A 24,572-nucleotide genomic window follows, 5' to 3' on the forward strand; every position below is an offset into this window, starting at 1 on the left:
GGTGGTTTTTATTGGAGCAAGTAAAAAAAAAGATTTGAAAGAACAAGAAAAAACAATACATGCCGAAATTAAAAAGGTAAAAGAGGTATTAAATCAAGATTTGCAAATCCCTGATTACCAACGGCCATATCGTTGGACTGAAAAGAATGTATTTCAATTATTAGAAGATATTTATGGTAGTTGGAAACAAGTAAAAAGTGCTTACAGAATAGGGAGTGTTATTTTGTATAACGATATTAAAAAACCAGAAAGTGGGTTTCAAATTATAGATGGGCAGCAACGTATTACTACATTAATTCTAATATTACGTCAATTAGAATCTCCCCAGGCAATAAAATTATCAGAAAAGCTAAAATTTAATCATAGTGATTCCGAAAATTGCATCAGAAGAAATAATGAATATATTACCTATTGGTTAGCTGAAAATGTAGCTCAAGAAAAAGCAGATTTTTTAAACTATATACATAAGTTTTGTGAGTTTGTAGAAGTTAGAGTTACAAATCTATCGGAAGCTTTTCAAATGTTCGATTCACAAAATAGCCGTGGTAAAAGCTTAGAAGCCTATAATCTTTTAAAAGCGTATCACATTAGAGCAATGGAAGAGGAGCAAGCTCCAGAAATAGCTAAAATGAATAGTGATCGTAAATGGGAAAATGCCACACGATTTGTGGTCAATCCATTAAATGCTAACGAACATCCTCAAGATATTTTAAGACAATTATTTAACGAGCAATTGTACAGAACTAGAATTTGGAGCAAAAAACAAGCAGCATACCCATTTCATAAAAACACAATAGATGAATTTAAAGGACATACCCTTAAATCTAATGAAGAAATGGAGTTTCCTTTTTACAATAGTCATTTATTACATTCAGTTGCTTTAAATTATTTTAATAATTTACAAGTGCAGGTTAAAGGAATGAAATCTCGTTTTAACCAAAAACAAATGTCTAATATAAACGATTTTGTTACGATCAATCAACCCATTTTAAATGGAACTTCCTTTTTTGACTATATAGAATCTTATGTAGAAATTTACAAACAGCTTTTTATTATAAAGGATGATTCCTTTTTAAAAGAATTTAAAACTTTTTATGAAGATCACTGTCATTACCCAAAAAGTTATAGAGCAGGAGATCAGTATTTAAGAGAGCTTTATAAGTCACTCATCATGTTGCTTTTCGATAAATATGGAGAAAAAGGTGTTAATAAATTTTATAAAGAATTGTATGCGGTAGTATATCGTTTACGTCTAGAAAAACAACAAGTAAAATACTCTGCTGTTGCCAAGTATCCTTCAGAAATAGAGATTTTCGCGATCATAGAACAAAGTAAAAATTATTTTGATCTAAGAGCGATATCAGAACTTGCCAAAAAAGAAATTATTTGTACAAAAGTAGAAGAAGTGATTATTCGTTTCTTTTTAGATTTTGGAGTGAATATTCAGGAAGGAAAAAGTGATATAAAAATTTCAGAATTTAAGAAAGAAGTGTGATGGAAGTAAAAGATTTAAATAAAAGTATTCGTGAAATTTTTCAGTCTAACTATGTGGTGCCTTTGTATCAAAGAAACTACGCTTGGACAGATGTAGAAATACACCAACTGCTAAGAGATATTTACGAGAATTATATCAAAGACTCAAATAGCTTTTACTTTATAGGAACTTTAGTCGTATTAAAAAGAAAAAATGGAGATTTTGAAGTCATTGATGGACAACAACGGTTAACAACACTTTCATTAATTGCTAAAAAATTAGACCCAACACTTAATACCTCAAAATTACAATACGATTCTAGACCAGAAGTTGAGAGTTTTTTAAATACCTATTACCAAATAGGAGAAGTAGCTACCACCACCACAAATCATTTAGTATCTCATTTTAATGAAGCTATTGAATTTATTGAAAACGTAGATTTAAAAGCAAAAGATCCAAATGAAACATTACGTTTGATTGATTTTATTTCAACCAATGATATAAATGGTTTTAAAGAATATTTTTTCAATCAGGTACAATTGGTAAAAGTGGAGATTCCCTCAGATATAGATGTTGCTCATTATTTTGAAGTAATGAATAATAGAGGTGAACAATTAGAAGAACACGAAATAATTAAAGCAAGACTCTTAGATAAAATAAAAGATTATAAAAAGGGTTCACATCAATTTGCTTTAGTTTGGGATGCTTGTTCACAAATGAACAAGCCTATACAACGTTTGTTTAAAAAAGACAGAAGTCAGTATTTTGGAGTAAATTACGATAGTTATGATTTTAAAATTAAAGAAGAACAATCAGGTGAAAAAAGTGACGAAGCTTCAATTAGCATGAGTGATATTCTTTCGGGGAAATCCATCCTGGAAGAAGATGAAAATATAGTCTTTGATAAAAATGAAGATTTTGAAGCTATCATTGATTTTCCAAATTTTTTAATGCATGTTTTAAAACTATACTTTTTAGATAAAGAGAAAGATATTCCTTTAAATGGTGATGAATTATTAAAGTGGTTTGAAGATGTAGAAGATGAAATTGAGCCGCTAAAGTTTATTGATTTTCTGTTGTATAATAGAGTGGTTTTTGATCGTTTTATAGTTACTGTAGTTGAAGATGAAAAATCTGAGGATAATTCTAAATGGGTATTACATCAGCCTACGATGTACTTCAATAAAAAGAATAATAAAAATTATAAAAGGCTCCAATACAATAATACATTTGATAAGCTACAAGAGCCCATTATTAAATGTCTTTCTATGTTACAAGTCACCTTTAGAACTAAAAAATACAAAAACTACTTACATGAGATTTTAAGTTGGTTTAATACAGTAGAGGATTTAAATATTAAAGAAGAAGATTACTTAAAAAAATTAAATGCTTTAGTGATTAAAATATTTAATGAAAATAGAAATTACGATAAACTAATAAAAGAGCCACATTATAACGAAGGTACAAGTACTCCACATTTTTTATTCAATTTTATAGATTATTTATATTGGTCAGAGAATAAAGATAAGTTCAAGTTTGAGTTTAAATACAGAAATTCTGTTGAGCATCATTTACCACAATCATACGAACAAGATAAAGATGTTTTAGACTGTTTAGGGAATTTATGCTTAGTAAGTAAAAGTGGAAACTCAAAAATGAACAATGAATCTCCAATAGGTAAAGCCGATACTTCAGGTAAGTATTACAAAGAAGAGTTACCAGCTAAACAACTGGTTATGTATAACAAAACGAATGATAAAAAGATATGGGGTAAAGAAGAAATATTAAGTCATTATAATGATGTGCTAGAACTATTGGAAAGAAAGAATGAAATATTGAATATCCCTTTGGATTAATTTGAGTTTAAGTAGATAAATGATAAAATATACAAGACAATTAAAATCGAAAATTTTCAAAATAATCAATTCTCAACCGGTTGCATTTAATGCAAAGGATGGTGATTGGGATAATGACGGAATCATAAGGTTTTTAAATAATATTTGGGATTTAAAAACGATGCCAATAGTATCAGGCGATACACGTTGGTCAAATGCTTACGAGGATGCTGTTCAACATTTAGTAAATAATCCTGATGATTGGTCTTATGAGCAAACTTTTTTAGATTATTTTAAATTATTAGAAAAAGATGAAGATTTTACTAAGTTTTTGGAAACAGTCGTTCACCCTAATTTTAGAAATGATTTAGAAGAAATAAATTTACATGTCTCACTAATTAACCTTGAGTTATCTGCTATTAATTATACAATGGCAGTTTCGGATTATCAGGAGGATTTACCTATTTATACCTTAAGAGAAAGAAAACAAAATGATAGAGTAGATCTATTAATAAACACAATACCTTTTGTAGTTGATGAGAATAACTCTGAATATCCTTATTTTTATCTGTTTTCGAATGATTGGGATGATTACGGGAGTAAAACGAAATTTAAGCTATTATATCATGAAGGTGTTAACAATGTTAAAGAAATAGGTTATGTTAAAATCACTGATGGTGTAAATGACAAAACTATAGATGTTATTGATAAAAAGTTTACTAACCTGAAGGATTCATTTTGTTCATTGGGTACCAATGAGGAGTATTATACAAATCTTCAAAGTATATTTAAGCACAATTTTCAAAGTGTTTTATTTGCTTTAAAAGATTCAGCTTTTTTTATTGATATTAATGATAAATTTAGCTCGAATAGTATATATCAAAATTCATTAACCAGAGATGATAGTACAGAACAGTTTTCAAGAAATATCAAGCATATATTAGAAGGAAGAAGTCTTGACGATAAATATAAGTTTAAATATAGTTTTATTCCTAACTACTCTGAAACTCCTGTAGAAATAGATTTAAATTTTAAAAACACTCTAGAGTTTTCTGATAGAATATTTGCAGTAATTGGTAGGAATGGAGCTGGTAAAACACAATTAATAACTAGTTTGCCAATTGATATATCGGAGCAGAATTTAGGTTCTTTTTCACCTGAAATACCTATTTTCAGTAAAGTGATAGCAGTTTCTTACAGTGTATTTGATAGTTTTAAAAAACCAAATCAGCACAATGACTTTAACTATGTGTTTTGTGGCTTATTGAATGAAGATAATAATATCCCTAATAAAAGGGAGAAAACACAAAGTTTTCTTGAAGCTTATAAGATTATTAAACGTCACAATAGAGTTGATAAATGGAAAAATGTTTTGATGTCTTTTATAATGAATGACGAATTAGATGATGTTTTTATTAGAAATTTCAATAATGATGCTAGTGATTACAATACATTCAAAATAATTGAGTCTGAATTTATTAAACTTATTGATAAACTTAGTTCTGGTCAAAGTATTATGTTAGAAATAATGACTAAAATCATAGCTAATATTAGATATGATTCATTAATACTTTTTGATGAACCAGAAACACATTTACATCCAAATGCAATTTCTCAACTCATAAGTTCAATTTATGAATTAGTAGAACAATTTGATTCATATTGCTTAATCACAACACATTCACCAATAATCATTCAAAATATTTTTGGGAAAAATGTTTATGTAATGGAAAAAGATGAAAACCATCCAATTTTAAGAAAAATAGGAATTGAGTGCTTCGGTGAAAACCTAAGTGTCCTTACTGAGGATGTTTTTGGAAACAGAGACATGCAAAAACAATACAAAGTAATTTTAGACAGAATGATTAAACAATATGGTGACTATAGTCAAATTGTAGAATTAATTGAAACACACAATCTTCCACTGAGTTTAAATGCTAAAGTATATCTAAAGAGTAAAACATTTTGAAAAACATAAAATCATATACTGGTAGTGATATTGGCTTTCACAATGATATAGTTAATAATAGTTTGAAGAAAGGTGATGTAAAAGACAATCTAATTAGCAACAAACATATTATCGAGGCATCTTTTGCTGACTATAAAATTAGATTTGAAAACAAGAATTTATTTGATGTTTCTGCACATGGATTTATAGGAGAAAACAAATCAAACTTATTAAAGCTATATTCTTCACAAAGGAAAGCGATCGTAGAATTAAAAACTGAATTAACAACTGACGATAATAACAGAAGGAACAATATCTGCCCTAATTGTACCATAGAAACAGTTAGTTCTCTTGATCACTTTATTCCAAAAGAAGAATTCCCTGAGTTTTCCGTAAATCCAATTAACCTGATCCCTTGTTGTACTACATGTAACTCAAAGAAAAAGGAATTCTGGAAAAACGATGAGCAAATGTTTTTTTTGAATTTGTACTCTGATATCATCCCAAATGAACAATTTTTGTTTGTTACTATTTATTCTAATATTGACTTTAGTTTTGAGATAAAAAATGTTCACAATATAGATGATGACTTATTTAATGTAATTGAAAGTCATTATGATAAGTTGGAATTACTTCAGCGCTTCAAAGAGAATGCGGATAATGAAATTTCTGAACTAGAATATTTGATAGATAGCTGTGACGATAAGACTCAAGACGAGTTAGCTAGATTTCTTCTTGCTCATTATAAAAACAAGGAAGCTAAGTTTGGTATGAATAATTGGAAGATAGTACTTGTTAAAGCTATGATTGAAAGTGGTCTTTATTTTAGAGATGAGATGATAAATAATTAAAAAGTGTCGAATAATTTTGAACTAAAACTATTCTATATATTTATTTCATCCAATTTAACATATTAGCTTGAAGTCTTATAGATTCATTAATAGTTAGTAAATTTAATCTTGAGTTAGGTGCAGTTTTAACTTTCTTTAAATGAGGAGCTGTAAATATTAAAATACTTTCTTTTGAACTTTTATCATTAGATTTTAGCTTTCTTAATGTGTTTTCAAATACTAAAGCAAGATTATGTTCCATTTCTTTTCTTGTTTTTAGTGGTGGCATACCACCTAAATTTTTATTTTTCATATTCTTGAGTATCTTTTTGGTTTGAGACCATCATAGCTGTGACTCTAACTAATTCATTTATTGTGTTTAAGTCTATTCTTTGATTTGGACTATATCTCACTTTTTTTATTGCATCAATACTCTTTGAAGATTCTTTTGTAAAACGAATTTTCCCATCGATTAATACTTCATGTAGGAGATTTAAATCTCTTTCAAAATCATATCTACTATCTCTATAATTTTTTTTGTTCTCAATCATGTTCTTTAAAATCATTTTGATTTGAAGCCATCATAGCCATATTTCTAACCATTTCATTAACTGTATTCAAGTCTATTCTTTTGTTAGGTGAATATCTAACCTTAGTAATTCCATCTACAGAGTGTCTTAAACCCTCAGCTATGGTTAATTTACCCTGCTCCATTAATTCTGCTAAAAGGTTCAAGTGTCTTTCAAATTCTAGTCTAGAATCTCTGTAGTTCTTTCTACTTTCAATCATTGTTTAAAATTTCAAAAATTGTTTTCAGGTTATTCTTATTTACTACGGAGGTAATAGCTGTATTTAAAGCGTGGTTTAATATATCATCGTATCTACCTCTATATTGTGTTTCATCGTAAAAACTCCTGCGAAGATATTTGTCTGACTTTATAAGGTCAATAGGTTTTAAAGGATAACAATATTCTTTCACTTTTGAGGTTAGTATTTCACAAAACTTCCCGTTTAAAAGTTCTTCATTATTTAATTCTTCTAAAGTGTCATCAATAGGTCTTAGGAAATCTTCTTCTAAGAAAATGTCACCTGTTTTAATAGGTGAATCTAGAATTGTTTTATTTATCTCATTTTCTAGTTTTTTATAACCTATCTTTTGAATATTATTTGCTAATACGATGTAATTGTACTTAATTGTGAAATGAGAGAGCTTAGCTATTTGACTCACAAAACCAGGTTCTGTTTCTAGTGTTTTTATTATTATTTCTGGGTTTATCTCCGAAACCCTTTTTAGTATATGAGAACTTATCTCAGTTGATAATAAAGGGGCTTCAGATAGAGTAGACTCTATTAGCTTCATTATTATTTCTTCTCCTAAATATGTCGCTAATTCTACTAAAGTATTAAATGTTTTTTCTCTAACATTAGTGAAAGGGTGATTAAGTAGCCATATTAAAAAATCAATGATTTGAGAATTGCTACTGAGTTTTTCATTTTCGTTATCTAACCAAGAGTACTTTTCTTTCACAGCGTCATCAGGACGAATAATGTAATGAAAATGGTTATTAACAATTTTATAGATATCTTCTATTTGTGGTTTTGCTATTTTACCTTCTAAAAACCATATTACTTCTTTACAGACTGACCAAGGAGTTTCATTGAATTTTAATATGTCATAACATAAAGTCTCTGTTATTTCTGTATCGGTTTCTAATAGTTTTTTTATATTTCTTTTCGATTTACTATGTTCTCCAGACCAGTTGTTATACCATATGCTTATTTTCTCTTTTTCAAAAGAATTAATCCCAGATTCTACTAATTGTAACCTATTTGTGGTTGAGTTTACAGAGTTATTGAACTTTTCGAATTCTGAAACCTTTTTGTTTTTTTCTAGTGGTTGGCTTTCTATCGTTTTCTCTTCTTCATTTTCTGAACCCCAAGAAATACCTCTGTTAATTAAATGCGATTTTAAACGAATTATGTTCGAGGATGTTAAATCAATGTATAGTTTATTTAAAAGAGCTGCTGTGTCATCTTTATTTAGTTCTTGGTCTTCAATAATTTCGGAGAGGCTTTCAGTTATATTTTCAATGTAAGAATTATCTAAAGCTTCTATTTTATTTAATACTTTAGCAATTTCCTCTCCATAAGAAATTATATATCTAAAGTTATCATCATTAATAGTGAATACTTTACATAACGCCCATTTTAAATAGGGAGATAAATCTTCAATATTTTTTAAGATTTTTAGTATACCACTTTGTTCAACAAAATTTCTTGCACCTAGATTATAACCATTTCCTATTGTTGGAGCATCAAACGCACTTTTCTCAGCATTGTCTATTAATAATGATGGAGAAGGAAGAATTTCTTGTCTAAAGTATTCTAGTGCAGAATCTAGTCTACCGTTTATAATCAGACTACTAATAAAACCTTCTTTTTCATACCTTACATATCTCTGAAAAGTCATTTCTCCTGAAGCATAATCTAGTAAAGAAGCATAGTCTTTAATATATTTGTTAATACTAGTACTATCGTTTTTTAAATAAGAAAGTGTAGAATTCAATAAGTCTAATTGAGCTTCTTTGTACCAAGTAGGTCCCATGGATGTGTTTAAAACTTCTTGAAACGTATCGTCAAATTCTGATGTTTTACCCAAAAGGGCATATATCTCAGTTATTTTTAATAATTCTTCGGTACGTTCCCATCTGTTTTGTACTCCATTTAGGATATGTTGTTTCCATAATTGTGCTAAAGATTCTATTTTTGATGTTTCATAATTTAGAAGTAACAACTGCTTGATTATTTCATATAATACTTCTCTATAGCCTTCTGAAAAAAGTCCCAATTGATCAGTGGTATTTTGCTTAATATCTTCAAGAAAGGAGTCTAATTCATCATTATTGAAGTTATAATATAAGTTGACTAGTTCTTTATATAGTAAAGGAAATACAGCTTCTGGTAACTGATAGCTTCTGTTCCAATGACTTCTTTCTTCGAATGAAAAATTTAAAGAAGATCTAATCAATTGAAGCTGTACTTTGATAGCTTTAAAACCTTCTGAATCATCTTTAGATTTTAAATTATAAGCTTTCCCTTCAATAAAATGAAGGAGAACAATTAGACTCTCTAAATAGTATTCCCAACCATTTTCTCCCCATCTATCTTTGACTTTTGGAAATATTCCGTCTTCATTTATATAGCCTTTACATTTGGATTCGAATTCAATATTTATAAAATCCGGAAAATTAAAATCTACTCCATTTTTGTCTCTTATACTACTTGTGTTTATTTCAAAATCAAAATATTTATTAATAAGCTCCCTAACTAGAGAAATATTCTTACTATCTTCTAAAAGAGATTTAATTAGGATTGTAATTTCTGCTTTATCATTAATATAACCGTGATTAGAAATTAGATATTCAATATCATTCACGATTTTAAAGCAATTGTCATTTTCGTCATAATAATTAGTATTGTATTGATTAATTTCGTCATAATGAAGTCTTGCAAGAGCTATCATTTTTGCCCATTTGCTATCTATGGATACGCCTGACATTTCTGAAGCTTCTATAGATGAAACATGAATATCTCTTGATCTGAGCATGTATGCTTTATTCCAAGATGCACAGAATTCTCTTATTAAATAAAGGTTAGATGTATTATTGTTTTCAGTATCTGCTTCACTTTCAGTCTGCATCATTTTTAACAATGATTTAAACTTCATAAAATTCCCATACCCTATTTCAAAATCTTCAAACGAAGACAATGTAAGAGCATTGGCTTGCATTATGAAAATATCCATAGGAATTCCTTCTTCATTTCCTTGATCACTGCCTATTTCCTTTCTAAACCTTGCATCGATAGCTTCTAGTAATACATTTGCTTCTTTAAAAGCCTCAGCTTCATACAATAATTGCAAAAAGATTATGGCTTGATGATTGTCAACTAATAAAATATTTCTCCTTACGATATATTTTAAAGCGTGTTTATATTTTTTATTAGCTATTAAAGCTAACGCTATATTTTCTGCATATTCATATAATACATAATCGTATCTAAACTCTATACGTTGTAAAAGTAATAAAAGCCTAATCAGTTCTGTTGTTTGTTTTAATTTTAGAGATAAGCTGATTGTATTTTTTATATCTAATAAAACTAGATCTGGTTCAATATGATTCAGGGCTAGTTTATCTGCCCATTCTTGATTACAATTTTGTAATGCATTTTCAGGGGTATTACTTAACGTATAGTGATGTAATCCATTTTCTATTGAGTATTCATTGTCTATATTATTTTCACAGAAAGTAACTATGTTATCATTACAGTCTTTAATAAAAAACTCTACTTTTTTTGTTATGAATTCTTTAAAAGAGTTGTGGAATATTTCAATTTTATTGTGTTGTTCAGTAAATAAATATTTTATACTTGGAAATGATGAATAGAAAGAAGCTTTTACGTCTGTTGGTAAAATATGTATAATATTTTCTTTCTCTAAAGGACTTCTTAATTGAGAAATACTTAGACTTATCCAAAGTTTGTTTTTATCTTCATACAATAAATCCCAAATACTGTTGTAATAGTTTTCTATATCCCCTTCAATAACAGGGATTTTCTCTATCCATTCTTCGAAATTATCTTGCCCCTCTTTTAATTCATTATTATTTTTAACAAAATTTATTAAATACCTTAAGTATAGTGGGTGTCCTTCAGATTTTAGTGCTAGTTGTTGTACGTTTTCAATTTTTAATACTCCACTTCCTATTTCTCTTATAATTAAATGTTCACACTTTGTCAGATTAATAGGAGTAACCTTTATTAATTGCTCTTCAGTATTTATATAATTTTTTATTTCTCTAGGCAATATTTCTTTAGAGGTACAAGAAAGTATAACCTTTATGTTCTTAGGTAGTGTAAAGTTTATAATACCTATGAATTCTTTTAATCCTTCTATTTCATCAAGTCCATCAATACATAAAACTCCTGTTTGTTTATTTTTACTATAATAAACACTTAAATCTTGAACTAAACTTGGTAGCCTTTCTATCCTTTCGTCTATACTTTTAGTCTCTTTAGGAAGTGTACTTCCGTGAACTGTAAAGACGATGAGCTCTTCTAACCATTTCAGAAAAAAAGCTCTAGATGTTCTTAAACTTTTAGGTTTGTCGTCGTTAGGTATTTTAACAAAGTATTTACCTATAATAGAAATAGTATCATTTTGTGGCTTAAATAAAGCTATATTTAAAGATTTACCTGAACCAGGAGTTCCAGTCATTAAAATCCAGTTTCCTTTTTTTAAAGTAGCATTTTCAAGACTATCTAATACAGTTTTGTTTTTTACCGAGCGTTGTATTTCGTTGGTGAATTGTGATGGTAAATCAGTATGGTTTTCTTCTATTTCAAAATCTATGTCGTTTACCGCTAAATAGTCTTTGATTTCATCAATAGAAATAGCTCCTAATTTATCGTCAATTTGTTTTAAGATTATTCCGATTACTTTTTCGTTGCTTACTACCGGAGCTCCTGAAAGTCCTCCATAATCATAAGTACTCTCTACTTGTTCTGAATTTAATATGAAATCGTATTTTTCTTTAGTTTCTTTATGACTAATGGTTCCAAAAAATTTCATAGCATCCTGTTCTCCTTTATTAGGAAATCCGAAGGTTTGCCAATCTTCTTTTATTTTAATACCAGTTGATTGAGAAGGAAGATAGCTATTAAAGGATTCTTCTGTTTTAATTAAACAAATATCAAGTTCATCATCATATGACAATACTTTTCCTATAATAACCTCATTATTTTTTAATATGACTATTTTAGAATTATCAATTTCTGCTTCAAGAAAAATATGAAAAGCTGTTAAAATAACATTTTGAGATACAAAAAAACCTGTACCTTGATTTCCTTTGTATTCAATCTTAATAATACTGTTCTGAATTTGTGAGGGGTCAATTATATTACTCATATTATAAATCAAATTTTATAGGTTTCGAACCATTCATTTCAGTTATCTGATAGTTATATTTTTGCTTTAATTCATCATTTTTAAAAGCTTCAATAGATTCTAATGGATATGTAAAAAACAACTCTTTAACGTTTGTTGTTTTTTGGTGAATTATTCTAGCTATAGTTTCTTTATCTGGATGATTATGTGTTTTTCCATTGGTTGAAAATATATACTTTTGAGACGTAATCATTTTTAATAATTCTAAATTTGTATTATTTTGACTTCCATGATGTGAAACTTTTATTAAATCAAAATATATAGGGAAATCTTCTTCGTTATAATGTGATTTAAGACTATTAATAATAATTGAGGGATGAGAATCTGCTAAAAACAGTAGCTTCTTTTTTTTGTATTCTATAACAAATGCTATTGAGCTTCCGTTGGCGGATCTATCGTCTTCATAGAAAGTAGATTTAGCTAATTCGTCTATATTTAAACCAGTGGTTGATATGTTTTTCTTTTTTAATAATTTTTGCTCTTTTTGAAGTGCCACTAAAGATTCAAAAGCTATTTCACTAAACCCTTCTAAATCTTCTGTAGTGGAGTATCCTTTTTGATATAACTCTTTTTTCCAATCTTTATTTAGAGTAGAAAGCTTTTCATTAGAAGGAGATAATAATTTTAATGTAATTTCGTCTGTTAACTTGATAGTTGTTTTAATGTCTATAGAAATAGCTTTACCATTAAATTCAGCATTCCAATTATATTTATTTTCAAATAAAATTGAAGCTAATGTTGAGCCTTGAACAGAAGAAATATCTTTTGTAGTTTCAGTTTGCTCTTCTTTTAAATTATAATTAACCTGCAATTCTTTTACTGATTTTCCTTTGAATTTTATATTGGGATTAAACTCCTTTATGTGTTTGAATGAATTGTGCCATATATTTTCAATTTGAATAAAAGAAGTACTATTGTTTTCTTTTAGAAGTTTAATAATCCCTGAAATATGATCTCCATCAATGTGAGTAACAACTAGATGATTTAATGACAAATCTAAAGAACTTAAATTAAGAAGTTCAGGCTTAATAAAATTATTAAAAGTGTCTACATAACCACCATCTATAAGCATTGTATAGTCATCGATTTTAATAAAAATAGAATCTCCATTTAAGGAGGGTAAAATACTCACAGAAGAACACATTTGGGAAGCAGTTTAGTACAAGGTATAATATATATAATTCTAGCGAAATTATAAACACCATAAGATAAAGTTATTATTCTATTTAAAGTTTAAGAACTGAAAGTAAGTTTGATATGTGTGCTGTATCTGCATTTTTACTTTGTAATTAGCTTTTAAACCAATGATAAAACAATGAATAAAATCATTATTTTATTTTAAGTGTCTGTTTTATAGTTTAATAAATAATGATTTTCAATGATTAAATCATTAAAAATTTTTGAGTCCAAATCTTGTCATTTATTTGTATCCGTTAACAACTATTACAAGTGCACTTGTTCATTTATAAATTATTAAACGATTATTATGAACAGAAATGAATTTAATTTTGAAGAGAGATTTGAAAGACTTGAAAAACTACTATTACTAAATCAAAGAGTCATTAATTTTGAATTAGCCTGTTTGCTTACTGGTTTTAGTAAATCTAAGATGTATAAACTCACATCTAATCAAGAAGAGAGTGGTATTCCTGCAAAGAGACCCACAGGAGGAGCTATACTTTTTGATAAAAAAGAGTTAGAAGATTGGTGTTTAAGGGATGATGCCTCAAATAGCCCTAAGCAAAAAGCTTTAGACTATGTGTTTAACTCTAAAAGATAGTCGAAAATGAGTTTAAACAAAAAATCCCCCATTACTTCAGAAAGTAATAAAGGAAATCTTTGTAAGTCAGATAACAAAGATATCGAAAAAAGACAATTTACTAATATAAATGATCAAAAATCAGATTTATTTCATAGTGAAAACTCACCTTCTTATTTTGCAATATTACCCGCTAATATAAGATATGACAAAAAGGTAATTCCCTCGGCCAAATTACTTTTTGCAGAAATTTCTGCATTAAGTAATCTACATGGATTTTGTTATTGTAGCAACAATTATTTCATGAATTTATATAATGTTTCAATCCAGACCATAAATAATTGGTTAAAAAACTTAGAAGATAGAAACTATATAAAAAGACATAGATTTTACAAGAAAGGTACTAAACAAATTTTGAATAGGTATATCACAATAATTGGAATACCCTGTGAAATTAATCTTGATAGGCCTATTAAAGAAATTTTGAATGATAATATTAAAACTAATAATAAAAAAAATATTAATTCTAATATTTTTTTTAAAAACAAAAAAGAAAGAGGATGTCTGATTTAAAAGAATTTAAGAAAATATTAAATATTGAATCTAAAGATTATTTTTTACAATTAAATAGAGAGTTTACAGTAGATAATGATAATAGAGAGTTTTTACATAAAATATCTCTTTACTGTACAAACAATTTAGAATTTGAAAAAGGTGATGGTCAATTGCAAAAAGGACTTTTAATACTAGGTAATTGCGGTACAGGAAAATCTTCAATTTTTGATATTATTCAAAATATTAGTAAAAAACACAAAATATCTGAATTGTGGTACAAAAATGTATCTGTTAATGAAATTGTTTCAAAATTTGAAAAGGAAGGTGAATATGTCGTTCAATATCATCAAAAAGGTTGTATTCATTTTGATGATTTAGGAACAGAAAAATTAGCGAACTCATGGGGAGTAAAAGAAAATTTAATGGCTAGGATTTTTGAACTTCGTTATGAAAATTTTAAGGCTTATGGTTTGAAAACTCATGTGACAACGAATCTGACTAAATATGAATTACATAAAAAATATGGGGATCGTGTTATGGATAGATTTTTTGAAATGTTTAATTTTTTGGAATTAGAAGGTGATTCAAGAAGGTTTTAATAATTTATAAGAGATGTGAGTAGAGCAAGATGGATGCACGTACGTACAAATCTTGCTTTTGCTCATTGAAATTCGCAAAAGATGAAAAATTATAGAATAGAAATTAGAGTTTCTCTATATGAGAGAAAACTCATTAAAAAAAATGCAGAATTATGTGGATTATCAGTTAGTGAATTTTGCAGAAGAAGTGTAAATAATCAAAAGATAATAGAGCGCTTTACTGATGAACAAATAGAGTTGTATAAATCTCTTTTACAATACCATCATCACTTTCAGAGGATTGGTAATATGTTCTCAAAAAATAATCCAAGTTTAAGTTTAGAAGTAAGAGAGTTGGCTAATCAATTTAAAGAACATTTAAAAGGATTTAACTAATGATAGCTAAAGGAACGTGTCTCTCAAATACCAAAGCAGCATTGCTTTATGGAGACGACATAAATAAAGATGCAAAAATTATTTTTAGTAACTACTTACATAGTCAAAAACCTAGTGAAATAGCTAAAGAGTTTAAGTTGTTTCAGGATCAAAATACCTATTGTAAGAAGAATACTTTTAGTTTCATTATTAGTCCAACAATAGAAGATGGTAAAAAAATGAATGAAGCTGATTTAAAAAAAATGTGTAAACTTTTTTTAAAAGAGTTAAAACTAGATGAACACCAAGCAGTAGGGTATGTACATCGTGATAAAGAACATTTACATGCTCATTTGTATGTAAATCGAGTGAATTTTTCAGGAGAAGCATTTGATGCCTGGAGGATAGGTAAAAGAGCTCAATTAGCAGCAAAAAATGTGGCTTTACAAATGGGATTAACCACTGTAGAACAAGTTAAAGAACAAAAACAAGAAAACACAAAATTAATAAGAGGAGAAATTAAATCTATTCATGATTCAATGATGAAACAAAGACCAAAATCATTAAAAGATTACATTAAAAAAATGAAAAATAATAATGTGATTGTAAAACCAGTAATTAATAAGCAGAATAAGCTCCAAGGATTTAGGTATGAATACAAAAAACATAGTTTTAAAGGCTCAGAAGTCCATAGAGATATGTCTATCAATAAATTGAATTTTGAAATCCCTAAAGAGCAGAAAAAAGAGTTAAGTAATAATAAAGGACTATTTAACTACAATAATTTATTATTTGACTATTCAGGAGAGTATGAACCAAACAGAAATAAAAAAAGAAAAAACAGATGGCGAAGATAGAAACCATAACAGAAATGATTGTAGATGAAATCAATCATATGGAAGCTTTAGTAAAAGAGTTTAAACAAGAAAAAGAAGATTTAAAGCAAATTAAAATAGAGCCTAATCTTAATAATTTAGGAAAACTTTTAGAAGCTAATATACAATATTTAAATACTCAAAATAAGGAGCATAAAGAGGTAATAAAAGGGACTCTAGTTGAATTAAAAAAACAGAATAAGAAATTTTTATTGTATTTAATACTGATGTCTTTATCAATTGTGATGTTGATGATAGAATTATTTGTTTTTAAAATTTAATATTTTTTCTTGTTTATAATCTTGTAGTCAAGATATAAAGTTTCTATTTTAGCGAATAGAAAATATTAAAATACAAAGCGTTTAGCTTGATTTAGGAACTGTAAAATCGCCAATTTTAATTCCCCATAAATCAATGTTGAGACGCCCACGTTTTGCGTGGGCTGTTTCTCATTTGGGGGAAGGTGTTTGGCGATACCTACAGTCCAATGAGTTCAGTTCCACGCTTTTTTATACGTGAAAAATGAAAAATAATCGCCAATTTAACCTCAAAGAAATTCTTGCCAAAGAGTTTGGGTTCACATCTACAGATCTTGATAGATACCATGAAACTATCCATGATTTAACTAAAACTGAAATACTAAAAGATTCAGTTCTTTACGTTAAATCCAATCCTCAAATTTTTAAAACAAAAGAGCACAAGCGTAATACACTACTTAAAAAGTGTAGAGAATTAGCTTATGAAGTTAACACGCACAATACCACAACTATTAAAGATTTTATTAACAAAAACTTCAATAAATAATTAATTAAAAACCAATATGATGAAAAAAAAGATACTAAGTATTTTTATTACCTCAATGATGTTAATCAGCTGTGGTAAAGATGAATCTATTAAAGAAGAAACAAATAATGCTGAAAAACATAATTATGAGGTAATATTTACTCAGGAAGGAGATCTGAATGAATCAATAGTTGTACTCTCATTAACTTCTATTAATGATGGTATGGTTGCTTCTAAAATTATAGATGTTTCAAGTAATGAAAACCTTGGAAACCCTGTGCTTTTAAACATGCAAGAAAAAGAAGAAGGTCAATTTTCATATACCAATGAAGAAGACACAAATTCTATCCATGTTGTTGTAACTGTAACTGTAGATAAAGATGCTGAAAGAGATTATGAGTATGATTTAATGATTTTAAAAGATGGTGCTGAAGTTTATCATAAAAAACATGTCAAGACTCCTGGTACTTCTATAGAACAGCTATCATTATCATATTAGGGATTAAAACAATGAGAATAGTTTTAAAACTTTATTCTCTTTAGTAATGTATAACTCATATAAGCATTTTAGCTATCGTAGCTGTGTTTGATTCCTAAGTATAATTTTACTTATATGAGCTACACATTTATCAATTATTACAAAAACAATATGAAAACATTTATATTATTAATAGTGACTATAATGTTATTAAACAATGATTTAATAGCTCAGTCAAAAGAAAAAGAAACCGTTAAAAAGCAACTTGAGACCATAGATGGTGTTAGATACGATTTTAAAATAAAATTTACTCTTTTTGAAGTAGAGGATATTACAGTTGGTGACAGTCTTAAAATTTTGAAGGAAAATTTTAAAAAGAATAAAACCTCCAAGATTGAAGCATTCAATAAATCAATTGCATCTTATAATAAAAAGATTCTTGAGCAAGATCAAAAGACAGGAATTAGAGCTATTAGTGCAAAAGCCTTGAAAGAATTGTTTACCAAAGAAAAAACAAAGTACGAAACTAAATTACAAGAAGTAGAATCATGGCAATACCAAGTATATAAACCTTATACGGTAAAAGATACTACTGAAATCTTGAACAAATATGTAAAAACCCATTTTACAGCATTAAAACCAGGAGAAAAAACGGAATCTCTTTATAAAGGAGAGTTTATTTTGGATAAGCTATCAGAAAAATGTTTAAAATCTAGAAATCTTAAAAAGGTTAAGGTTTCATTTTAAAATAATAAGCGCATCTTTATAAGATGAAAAATGTTAACGAGTCTATTATATTTAAATAATAAAAAATTATGAGTAGATCTTATAGAAAAACAAAAATTCAAGGAAACACAGTGGCTAAATCAGAAAAAGTAGATAAGCAAAAAGCCAACCGAAAATTTAGAAGAGTTGTGAAAGAAAAAGTAAACCAACTTGACAATGAGTTACCAGCTCGTAGAGAAGTCTCTAACGTTTGGGATTTTGCCAAAGATGGTAAACGTTATGTTGCTGGAGGTAATACAAAGTATATTCGAAAATAAAGTAAGCTCCTTTAAAAGATTGTCGATTTCATATCGATAATCTTTTAAAGGAAAACTTTGGAGTGTCTATTGAATTATCGTTTTTGATTATTAACTTATTGATTGTTAGTTGATAACTTTATTTTTTTTTGAAATGTTAATAGACTTAATGTTGTTCCTTATTATTAACTCTAAATCGGATTCAAGATTTTTATAGGTATCTTTTTTATGTTTAGTAATAAAATTTTCTAATTTAAATTCTGAAAAATATTTTTGTAAATTATCTTGTCCTATTTCCCTTTTACCTTTAATAATGGAGTATATATCCAAAGCTTCATTCTTTTTAAGAATAGAGTTTTTGTTTAAAATATATAAGATAAAACAAAACTGTTTATGATTTTTGTAAAGTTTTATGTCGTTTTTAATTGCATTTTTATTTAATAAAAATAAGTTTATTATGTCTTCTTCATTTGAATTTGTTTTTTGAAAGAAATTTTGAAACTTATCAGCTATTTGCTCAATTATTTTAGATTTAATTTCAAAAGGTACTACTTCTTCTTTTATGGTTTTTTCTTTCTCTTCATAAAAAGAGTTATAAGTGTTATTCGTTTCTTTTAAATTGTGATTATTATTAATCTCTTTGAATGAAGTATGAATGTTATTATTAATAATTTCTTCTTTGTTTTCTTTATAAGAGTTATAGGTATTGTTTATTTCTGTTAATTGACTATTATTGTTTACTTCTTTAAAAAAAGAATTGTTATTATTTTGAATGTTTAAATTTAAAGTAGTCTCAAAATTGTTGTTCTTTATTAATTTATTTAATTGTTTTTCACTATTTGTTGTTTGTTTTGTCTCATTATACTTTGAAATATCAGCAGGTTTAATTTTTAATAAAACATTAAAAAACATTAGCATAGCAATAAAAATAATGAAAACATAAAAAAAAGGAATTATAAGGTTTATTTGAGTTAAGATTAAATTATTATTTATTGAAAACAAATAATTTATAAATGGTACAGATATCCTACATATATATTCTAACAGAGTAAAAACACCTATAGTAGCCCCTAAAAGAGGTATGATTAAATTTTTATATTTTTTTAATATTAATCCTGGTTTAATAATTAATGAAAAACATATTTTATCTATTTTAATAACAAAAGACCGTAGTTTATTTAATTTCATTATAATGTCAATTCTGGTATTAAGTTAGCAGCTTCTTTCATCTTAGAATCTATGATTTTTGCGTAGATCTCAGTGGTTCTTAACTCTTTATGTCCTAGTCTTTTAGATACTGTGTATATATCAGCTCCATTTTCTAATAATAGGACAGCATTTGAGTGTCTGGCACTGTGAAATGTGATGTGTTTTGTAATACCTGCTCTCATACACCATCTTAAAATTTCAGCATTAAAATGAGCACCATATTTTAAGCCTTTAAAAACTTTGTCACTTGCACTTCTTCTATCACCTAATAACTTTCTTGCTTGATCAGAAATGTATAAATATTCAAGACCATCAGTTTTTTTCTGTTTAAAAATAACTCTAAATGTTTCATCTTCATCTCTAACCTCTGACCATACCATTTTATCAATATCACTCCAACGAATTCCTGTCAAACAACTGAATATGAATGCTTTTTTTAATATTGGATATTTACATTCTGCATCTGTAAGACTCTGTAGTTCTTTATAAGTAAGATATTCTCTTGTTGACTCCGCCATAGCAAAGCTTTTAACTCCTTTAAGAATATTTGTATCTATATAACCTTCTTCATAAGCATTTCTTATAGCTGCTTTAAATTTATTGAAATAAGTGTATTTTGAATTTTGAGATAATGGAGTTCCGCCTTTAGTTAAAGCATCTTTATCTAAGTATTTTCTAAATCCTTTGGCAAATTTCTCATCTACGTTGTCAAAAGTTAGAGAAGGAGTACAATATCTAGAGATATGTTTTTCAGCAGCATCCCAGTTATCGTAGTTACTTTTGCTATCGTAACGATCTTCTTTTAACTGATTATAGTAATTAAGAAAGCTTCTATTGCTTTTGTGAGAATTTTTTAAATTAAATTTACCTTGAAAATATTCAGCTTTTCTAATGGCTAATATTTGTTCAGCTGTTTCAAGTGTTTCTTTATTATCTTTTTTTTCTTTTTGAGTTTTGGGGTCTAAAGTCAAGTACAGCTCTAAGTGTTCGTATTTACGATCATGTTTTTGTTTGCCATGTTCATCGGTAATAGTCCCATTGTAATACTCAATTGAAAGACTTTCTCTTCCTTTAAGTTTTTTTCTTCTTAAGTGTATTTTCATTTTTCTGCTTTTACAGGTGTAAAAATTACCCCTATAAAATTAAACAGGTGTAATTTAAGAGCAGTAAAAGTAATAATAAATGAAAAAACATGAAAGTAAATAATAGATGCTTTCACTTAAATTGTTGATTATAATAATTTTAATTTCATTTATTTGTTTTTGTTTTCATTCATTTTCATAAGTTATTTACCGATACAAAAATTAGCAAAAATATTCCCTAACAATTCGTCGTTGGTAACTTCACCGGTAATGAGTCCAAAATAATATAAAGTTTCCCGAATATCTATAGCCATTAAATCGCTAGACACATTGTTGATGATCGCTTCATCTACTTTGTTAATTTCTCTCAAGGCTTTTAACAAAGCATCGTAATGGCGGGAGTTGGTTACAATAGTATCATTGTTGTTCAATGCACCAATGTTTACCATTTTAGTTAGTTCGTTGGTCAAAGATTCAATCCCCGATTTTTCTTTGGCAGAAATGGTTATAAGTTCAGGAATTTCTGTTTTTAGATAAGCAGTTTGCTCAGGGCTAATGGTGTCTGCTTTATTTCCGATGACAATCAATTGTTTTTGTGGATATTTGTTTTTGATGACACTGATTTCTAATTTTAATACAGAACTCTGAGTTTTGAATTTCTGAGCATCAAATAAATAAATAACCACTTGCGCTTGATTGATTTTTTCAAACGTTTTTTTAATACCAATGCTTTCTACCACGTCTTTAGTTTCTCTAATTCCAGCAGTATCTATAAATCGATAAGTAACACCATCAATAATCATTTCATCTTCAATAGTGTCACGTGTAGTTCCAGCAATTTCAGATACAATGGCACGTTCTTCGTTTAACAAAGCGTTGAGTAAGGTAGATTTCCCCACATTAGGTTCTCCTACAATAGCCACAGGAATTCCATTTTTGATTACGTTTCCAACCGCAAAAGAATCAATCAATCTTTTTAACACCAATTGAATTTTAGCGACTAAATTTTTAAATTCAGTTCTGTCTGCAAATTCCACATCTTCTTCGGCAAAATCCAATTCCAATTCTATCAAAGAAGCAAAGTTGATCAGCTGGTCTCTTAGTAGTTGAATTTCATTAGAAAAACCACCACGCATTTGTTGCATGGCTATTTGGTGCGAAGCTTCAGAATCTGAAGAAATTAAATCTGCAACTGCTTCTGCTTGAGATAAGTCCAATTTACCATTAATGAAAGCACGTAGGGTAAATTCACCCGCATCAGCCATTCTAACTCCTTTTTGCAATAAAATTTGGATAATTTCTTGCTGAATGTATTGAGATCCATGACAAGAAATTTCAATAGTATCTTCACCCGTGTACGAATGTGGATTTTTAAAAACAGACACTAAAACTTGATCAATTACACGTTGTCCGTCTAAAAAATGTCCTAAATGTAAGGTGTGAGATTTTTGATTGCAGAGAGATTTTTGTTTGTGTATAGATTGAAAACAAGCATCAGCTATAGCAATAGCTTCAGGTCCTGACAAACGAATTACAGCAATGGCTCCCACTCCAGAAGCTGTTGCCAAAGCAACGATGGTATCTTTTAAAATCATGTGGCAAAAATACTTATTGTTATCAAGGTTGCAAACTTTTAATTCACAACGTTTGTAGAAGAATGAAAATCAATGTTGTGTTGTTGTTTTTGGTTATTTATTAGTAAAATACTTTGTTCTTTGAATTATTCATGTGTTTAATAGGCTGTTTGTAGTCAATATAGTATTTGTATCATTCCTGAATAGTGTCTTAATTTTGCATTAGATTTAGACAAGTAAATAGCTTGTCAGATAATCCAAATTAAAACATTAAAATAAATGAATAGAATTCAAACTTTATTAGTAGTTCTTTTTTGTTCTTTAGGACAAATAATTGGACAAACAAAAGGAACAAGGCCTAATGTTATTATAATTTTAGCAGATGATTTAGGTTATGGAGATGTAGGTTTTAATAGAGGGGGAGATTATCCTGCTGATAGAGGAATTATTCCTACACCAAATATTGACAAATTAGCCAACAGCGGAATTATATGTAGCAACGCACACGTAGCACACCCTTTTTGTGGACCGAGTAGAGCAGCTTTGTTAACAGGAGTAATGCCTCATAGAATTGGAGCGCAATACAATTTACCTAATGATATTACTTCTCCTTTAGGAATACCAACAGACGAGACTTTCTTTTCTAAAATATTGCAAGACGAAAAGTATAATACAGCTGCATTTGGTAAATGGCATTTGGGTTTTACAGAAGGTTCTTATCAGCCATTGGATAGAGGATTTGATTATTTTTTCGGTTTTTTAGGTGGGGGTAAAAACTATTTTGAAAGTGAGTATGAAGATTCTTTTTATAGAAGACAAGGAACTAGCAACCCCGTCATTAATGAATATCAAGATCCTTTGCAAAGAGACAGGGCATATGTTTCAAAAGAAGAGTTTGAGCAAGATGAATATTTAACAGACATTCTTACAGATGATGCTATTTCTTATGTAACCAAAAACAAAGACAAATCAGATCCTTTTATGATGTATTTGGCATACAACGCTCCACATACTCCGTTACAGGCTCCTGCGGATGAAATTGCTCAATTCAAAATTGACAATCCAAATTTTGAGGATTTGATTAGAAATAGTCCTTACATTACAGAATCTACTCCTGTAAATAAAGAGTCTGACGCTACAAAAAAAGAAGAATTAATTGAGAAATTTGTGCAAGCACGTATTACTTATGCTACTATGGTAACCAATTTAGATAAGAATGTAGGTCGATTGGTTGCTGAATTGAAAAAAGATATGAATGTATATAACAATACAGCCATTGTTTTTTTGAGTGACAATGGAGGATATACTTACAGTAAAGGTGCAGTGAACTATCCTTTATACGCTTTAAAAGGAAGTGTTTACGAAGGTGGACATAGAGTTCCTATGTTTGTGCATTGGCCTAATAAAATAAAATCATCGGGAAGTTATAAGTATCAAATTAGCTCTTTGGATTTGTATCCTACTCTAGTAGATTTGGCTGGTGGAAGTATACCTGAGGGGAAAATTTTAGATGGAAAAAGTTTTATGGATAAGTTGATATCTAACGAGGAATTAAGACCTAATGAACCGTTGATTATTATGAGACCACAAAATGGATTTCACAATGCATCACTTTTTAGCAACCCTTGGAAAATTGTAAAAACTGGTGGAAATGGAAAATGGAAATTATTTGATATAGAAAACGATCCAGGAGAAACGAATGACCAAAGTAATTCTGAGCCAAATGCAGATGAAATCATTCAAGGTTTGATCAACAAAGGAATAGAAGTAACCAAACAATTTAAAGATGTAAAACCAGGGTGGTTTGATCACGAACGAGGAGACGGACATCCACACAGAGCGTTGTGGTTTGCCACAGAAGAATTGCCACAATATGATAAACTATTTGGTACAGAAGAATTGTCTACATCGTTATCCGTAAAAAAAAAATTAAAAAATAATAAGTTGAAAGTGTATCCAAATCCATCAGCAGGTCTTTATCATATTGATTTTGATGCTGATTACGATAAGTTGAAAGTAGATGTAATTTCTATGACAGGACAGTGGATAGACACTATAGAATTAAACAAAGAAACTCCTTTGTTAAATATGACAAAATTGTCTAAAGGGAGTTACATTTTAAAATTTGATACAGGAAAAGAAGCTTCGGTGGAGCAAATTGTAAAGTTATAATAGGTTAAAGTTAGTTTTT

The 24,572-nt window shown here is 28.3% G+C and carries 23 protein-coding genes; 15 read left to right on the forward strand and 8 right to left on the reverse strand.

The window, feature by feature from the left end; genetic code table 11:
- Nucleotides 1–34 precede the first annotated feature (34 nt).
- The 4 genes from Q4548_RS05835 to Q4548_RS05850 are packed head-to-tail and all read left to right on the forward strand — an operon-like array spanning nt 35 to nt 6,108.
- Nucleotides 35–1,495, forward strand: a complete 1,461-nt coding sequence (locus Q4548_RS05835) for a DUF262 domain-containing protein (protein ID WP_303452517.1) — start codon at nt 35–37, stop codon at nt 1,493–1,495.
- A complete protein-coding gene (locus tag Q4548_RS05840; RefSeq protein WP_303452519.1) occupies nt 1,495–3,330 on the forward strand; it encodes a DUF262 domain-containing protein in 1,836 nt (611 codons plus the stop codon). Before Q4548_RS05835 ends, Q4548_RS05840 begins: the two co-directional genes overlap by 1 nt.
- A 19-nt stretch (nt 3,331–3,349) precedes the next feature.
- On the forward strand, nt 3,350–5,278 hold the full coding sequence (locus tag Q4548_RS05845; protein ID WP_303452521.1) for an AAA family ATPase: 1,929 nt from the start codon (nt 3,350–3,352) through the stop codon (nt 5,276–5,278).
- Nucleotides 5,275–6,108: an HNH endonuclease gene (locus Q4548_RS05850; protein WP_303452523.1), complete on the forward strand. Its 834-nt coding sequence runs from the start codon at nt 5,275–5,277 to the stop codon at nt 6,106–6,108. Before Q4548_RS05845 ends, Q4548_RS05850 begins: the two co-directional genes overlap by 4 nt.
- A gap of 40 nt (nt 6,109–6,148) precedes the next feature.
- On the opposite strand, the gene Q4548_RS05855 is transcribed toward Q4548_RS05850, so the two are convergent.
- The 5 genes from Q4548_RS05855 to Q4548_RS05875 are packed head-to-tail and all read right to left on the reverse strand — an operon-like array spanning nt 6,149 to nt 13,223.
- Nucleotides 6,149–6,400, reverse strand: a complete 252-nt coding sequence (locus tag Q4548_RS05855) for a hypothetical protein (RefSeq protein WP_303452525.1) — start codon at nt 6,398–6,400, stop codon at nt 6,149–6,151.
- Nucleotides 6,390–6,638: a hypothetical protein gene (locus Q4548_RS05860; protein ID WP_303452526.1), complete on the reverse strand. Its 249-nt coding sequence runs from the start codon at nt 6,636–6,638 to the stop codon at nt 6,390–6,392. Before Q4548_RS05860 ends, Q4548_RS05855 begins: the two co-directional genes overlap by 11 nt.
- Nucleotides 6,631–6,876: an AVAST type 1 anti-phage system protein Avs1c gene (gene avs1c / locus Q4548_RS05865; RefSeq protein ID WP_303452528.1), complete on the reverse strand. Its 246-nt coding sequence runs from the start codon at nt 6,874–6,876 to the stop codon at nt 6,631–6,633. Before avs1c ends, Q4548_RS05860 begins: the two co-directional genes overlap by 8 nt.
- Complete coding sequence (locus Q4548_RS05870; protein WP_303452529.1) at nt 6,869–12,052, reverse strand: serine protease; 5,184 nt, start codon at nt 12,050–12,052, stop codon at nt 6,869–6,871. The genes avs1c and Q4548_RS05870 overlap by 8 nt, the downstream gene beginning before the upstream one ends.
- A 1-nt stretch (nt 12,053) precedes the next feature.
- Nucleotides 12,054–13,223, reverse strand: coding sequence for an MBL fold metallo-hydrolase (locus tag Q4548_RS05875; protein ID WP_303452531.1), 1,170 nt, complete (start codon nt 13,221–13,223; stop codon nt 12,054–12,056).
- 354 nt (nt 13,224–13,577) lie between these two features.
- On the opposite strand from Q4548_RS05875, the gene Q4548_RS05880 reads away from it, so the two are divergent.
- The 10 genes from Q4548_RS05880 (at nt 13,578) to Q4548_RS05925 (ending at nt 18,537) form a co-directional block, all read left to right on the forward strand.
- Complete coding sequence (locus Q4548_RS05880; protein WP_303452533.1) at nt 13,578–13,871, forward strand: DNA-binding protein; 294 nt, start codon at nt 13,578–13,580, stop codon at nt 13,869–13,871.
- A gap of 6 nt (nt 13,872–13,877) precedes the next feature.
- Complete coding sequence (locus Q4548_RS05885) at nt 13,878–14,423, forward strand: helix-turn-helix domain-containing protein (protein WP_303452535.1); 546 nt, start codon at nt 13,878–13,880, stop codon at nt 14,421–14,423.
- Complete coding sequence (locus tag Q4548_RS05890) at nt 14,411–15,004, forward strand: hypothetical protein (RefSeq protein ID WP_303452537.1); 594 nt, start codon at nt 14,411–14,413, stop codon at nt 15,002–15,004. The genes Q4548_RS05885 and Q4548_RS05890 overlap by 13 nt, the downstream gene beginning before the upstream one ends.
- 81 nt (nt 15,005–15,085) lie before the next feature.
- Nucleotides 15,086–15,379, forward strand: coding sequence for a mobilization protein MbpA (gene mbpA, locus Q4548_RS05895; RefSeq protein WP_303452539.1), 294 nt, complete (start codon nt 15,086–15,088; stop codon nt 15,377–15,379).
- Nucleotides 15,379–16,215, forward strand: coding sequence for a relaxase/mobilization nuclease domain-containing protein (locus Q4548_RS05900; RefSeq protein ID WP_303452541.1), 837 nt, complete (start codon nt 15,379–15,381; stop codon nt 16,213–16,215). Before mbpA ends, Q4548_RS05900 begins: the two co-directional genes overlap by 1 nt.
- Nucleotides 16,203–16,514, forward strand: coding sequence for a DUF6730 family protein (locus tag Q4548_RS05905; RefSeq protein WP_303452543.1), 312 nt, complete (start codon nt 16,203–16,205; stop codon nt 16,512–16,514). Before Q4548_RS05900 ends, Q4548_RS05905 begins: the two co-directional genes overlap by 13 nt.
- 241 nt (nt 16,515–16,755) lie before the next feature.
- The gene (locus Q4548_RS05910; protein WP_303452545.1) at nt 16,756–17,037 is read left to right on the forward strand and encodes a hypothetical protein; all 282 of its coding nucleotides are present in this window, start codon (nt 16,756–16,758) and stop codon (nt 17,035–17,037) included.
- A gap of 19 nt (nt 17,038–17,056) precedes the next feature.
- Entirely contained in the window at nt 17,057–17,515 is a 459-nt protein-coding gene (locus tag Q4548_RS05915) for a hypothetical protein (protein ID WP_303452547.1), read from the forward strand.
- A 150-nt stretch (nt 17,516–17,665) separates the two neighbouring features.
- Complete coding sequence (locus Q4548_RS05920) at nt 17,666–18,241, forward strand: hypothetical protein (protein WP_303452549.1); 576 nt, start codon at nt 17,666–17,668, stop codon at nt 18,239–18,241.
- Between the two features lie 68 nt (nt 18,242–18,309).
- A complete protein-coding gene (locus Q4548_RS05925; protein ID WP_303452550.1) occupies nt 18,310–18,537 on the forward strand; it encodes a hypothetical protein in 228 nt (75 codons plus the stop codon).
- A 105-nt stretch (nt 18,538–18,642) separates the two neighbouring features.
- On the opposite strand, the gene Q4548_RS05930 is transcribed toward Q4548_RS05925, so the two are convergent.
- From Q4548_RS05930 to mnmE, 3 genes are all read right to left on the reverse strand, one after another.
- A complete protein-coding gene (locus tag Q4548_RS05930) occupies nt 18,643–19,704 on the reverse strand; it encodes a hypothetical protein (protein WP_303452552.1) in 1,062 nt (353 codons plus the stop codon).
- Complete coding sequence (locus Q4548_RS05935) at nt 19,704–20,828, reverse strand: site-specific integrase (RefSeq protein ID WP_303452555.1); 1,125 nt, start codon at nt 20,826–20,828, stop codon at nt 19,704–19,706. Before Q4548_RS05935 ends, Q4548_RS05930 begins: the two co-directional genes overlap by 1 nt.
- Nucleotides 20,829–21,010: 182 nt before the next feature.
- The gene (gene mnmE / locus Q4548_RS05940) at nt 21,011–22,402 is read right to left on the reverse strand and encodes a tRNA uridine-5-carboxymethylaminomethyl(34) synthesis GTPase MnmE (protein ID WP_303452557.1); all 1,392 of its coding nucleotides are present in this window, start codon (nt 22,400–22,402) and stop codon (nt 21,011–21,013) included.
- 258 nt (nt 22,403–22,660) lie between these two features.
- Between mnmE and Q4548_RS05945 the strand changes: the two genes are divergently transcribed.
- Nucleotides 22,661–24,553 (forward strand): sulfatase-like hydrolase/transferase, encoded by a 1,893-nt coding sequence (locus Q4548_RS05945; RefSeq protein ID WP_303452559.1) that lies wholly within the window; start codon nt 22,661–22,663, stop codon nt 24,551–24,553.
- Nucleotides 24,554–24,572 lie beyond the last annotated feature (19 nt).

This window comes from Wenyingzhuangia sp. 2_MG-2023, from assembly GCF_030548295.1.
Taxonomy (GTDB): Bacteria; Bacteroidota; Bacteroidia; order Flavobacteriales; family Flavobacteriaceae; genus Wenyingzhuangia.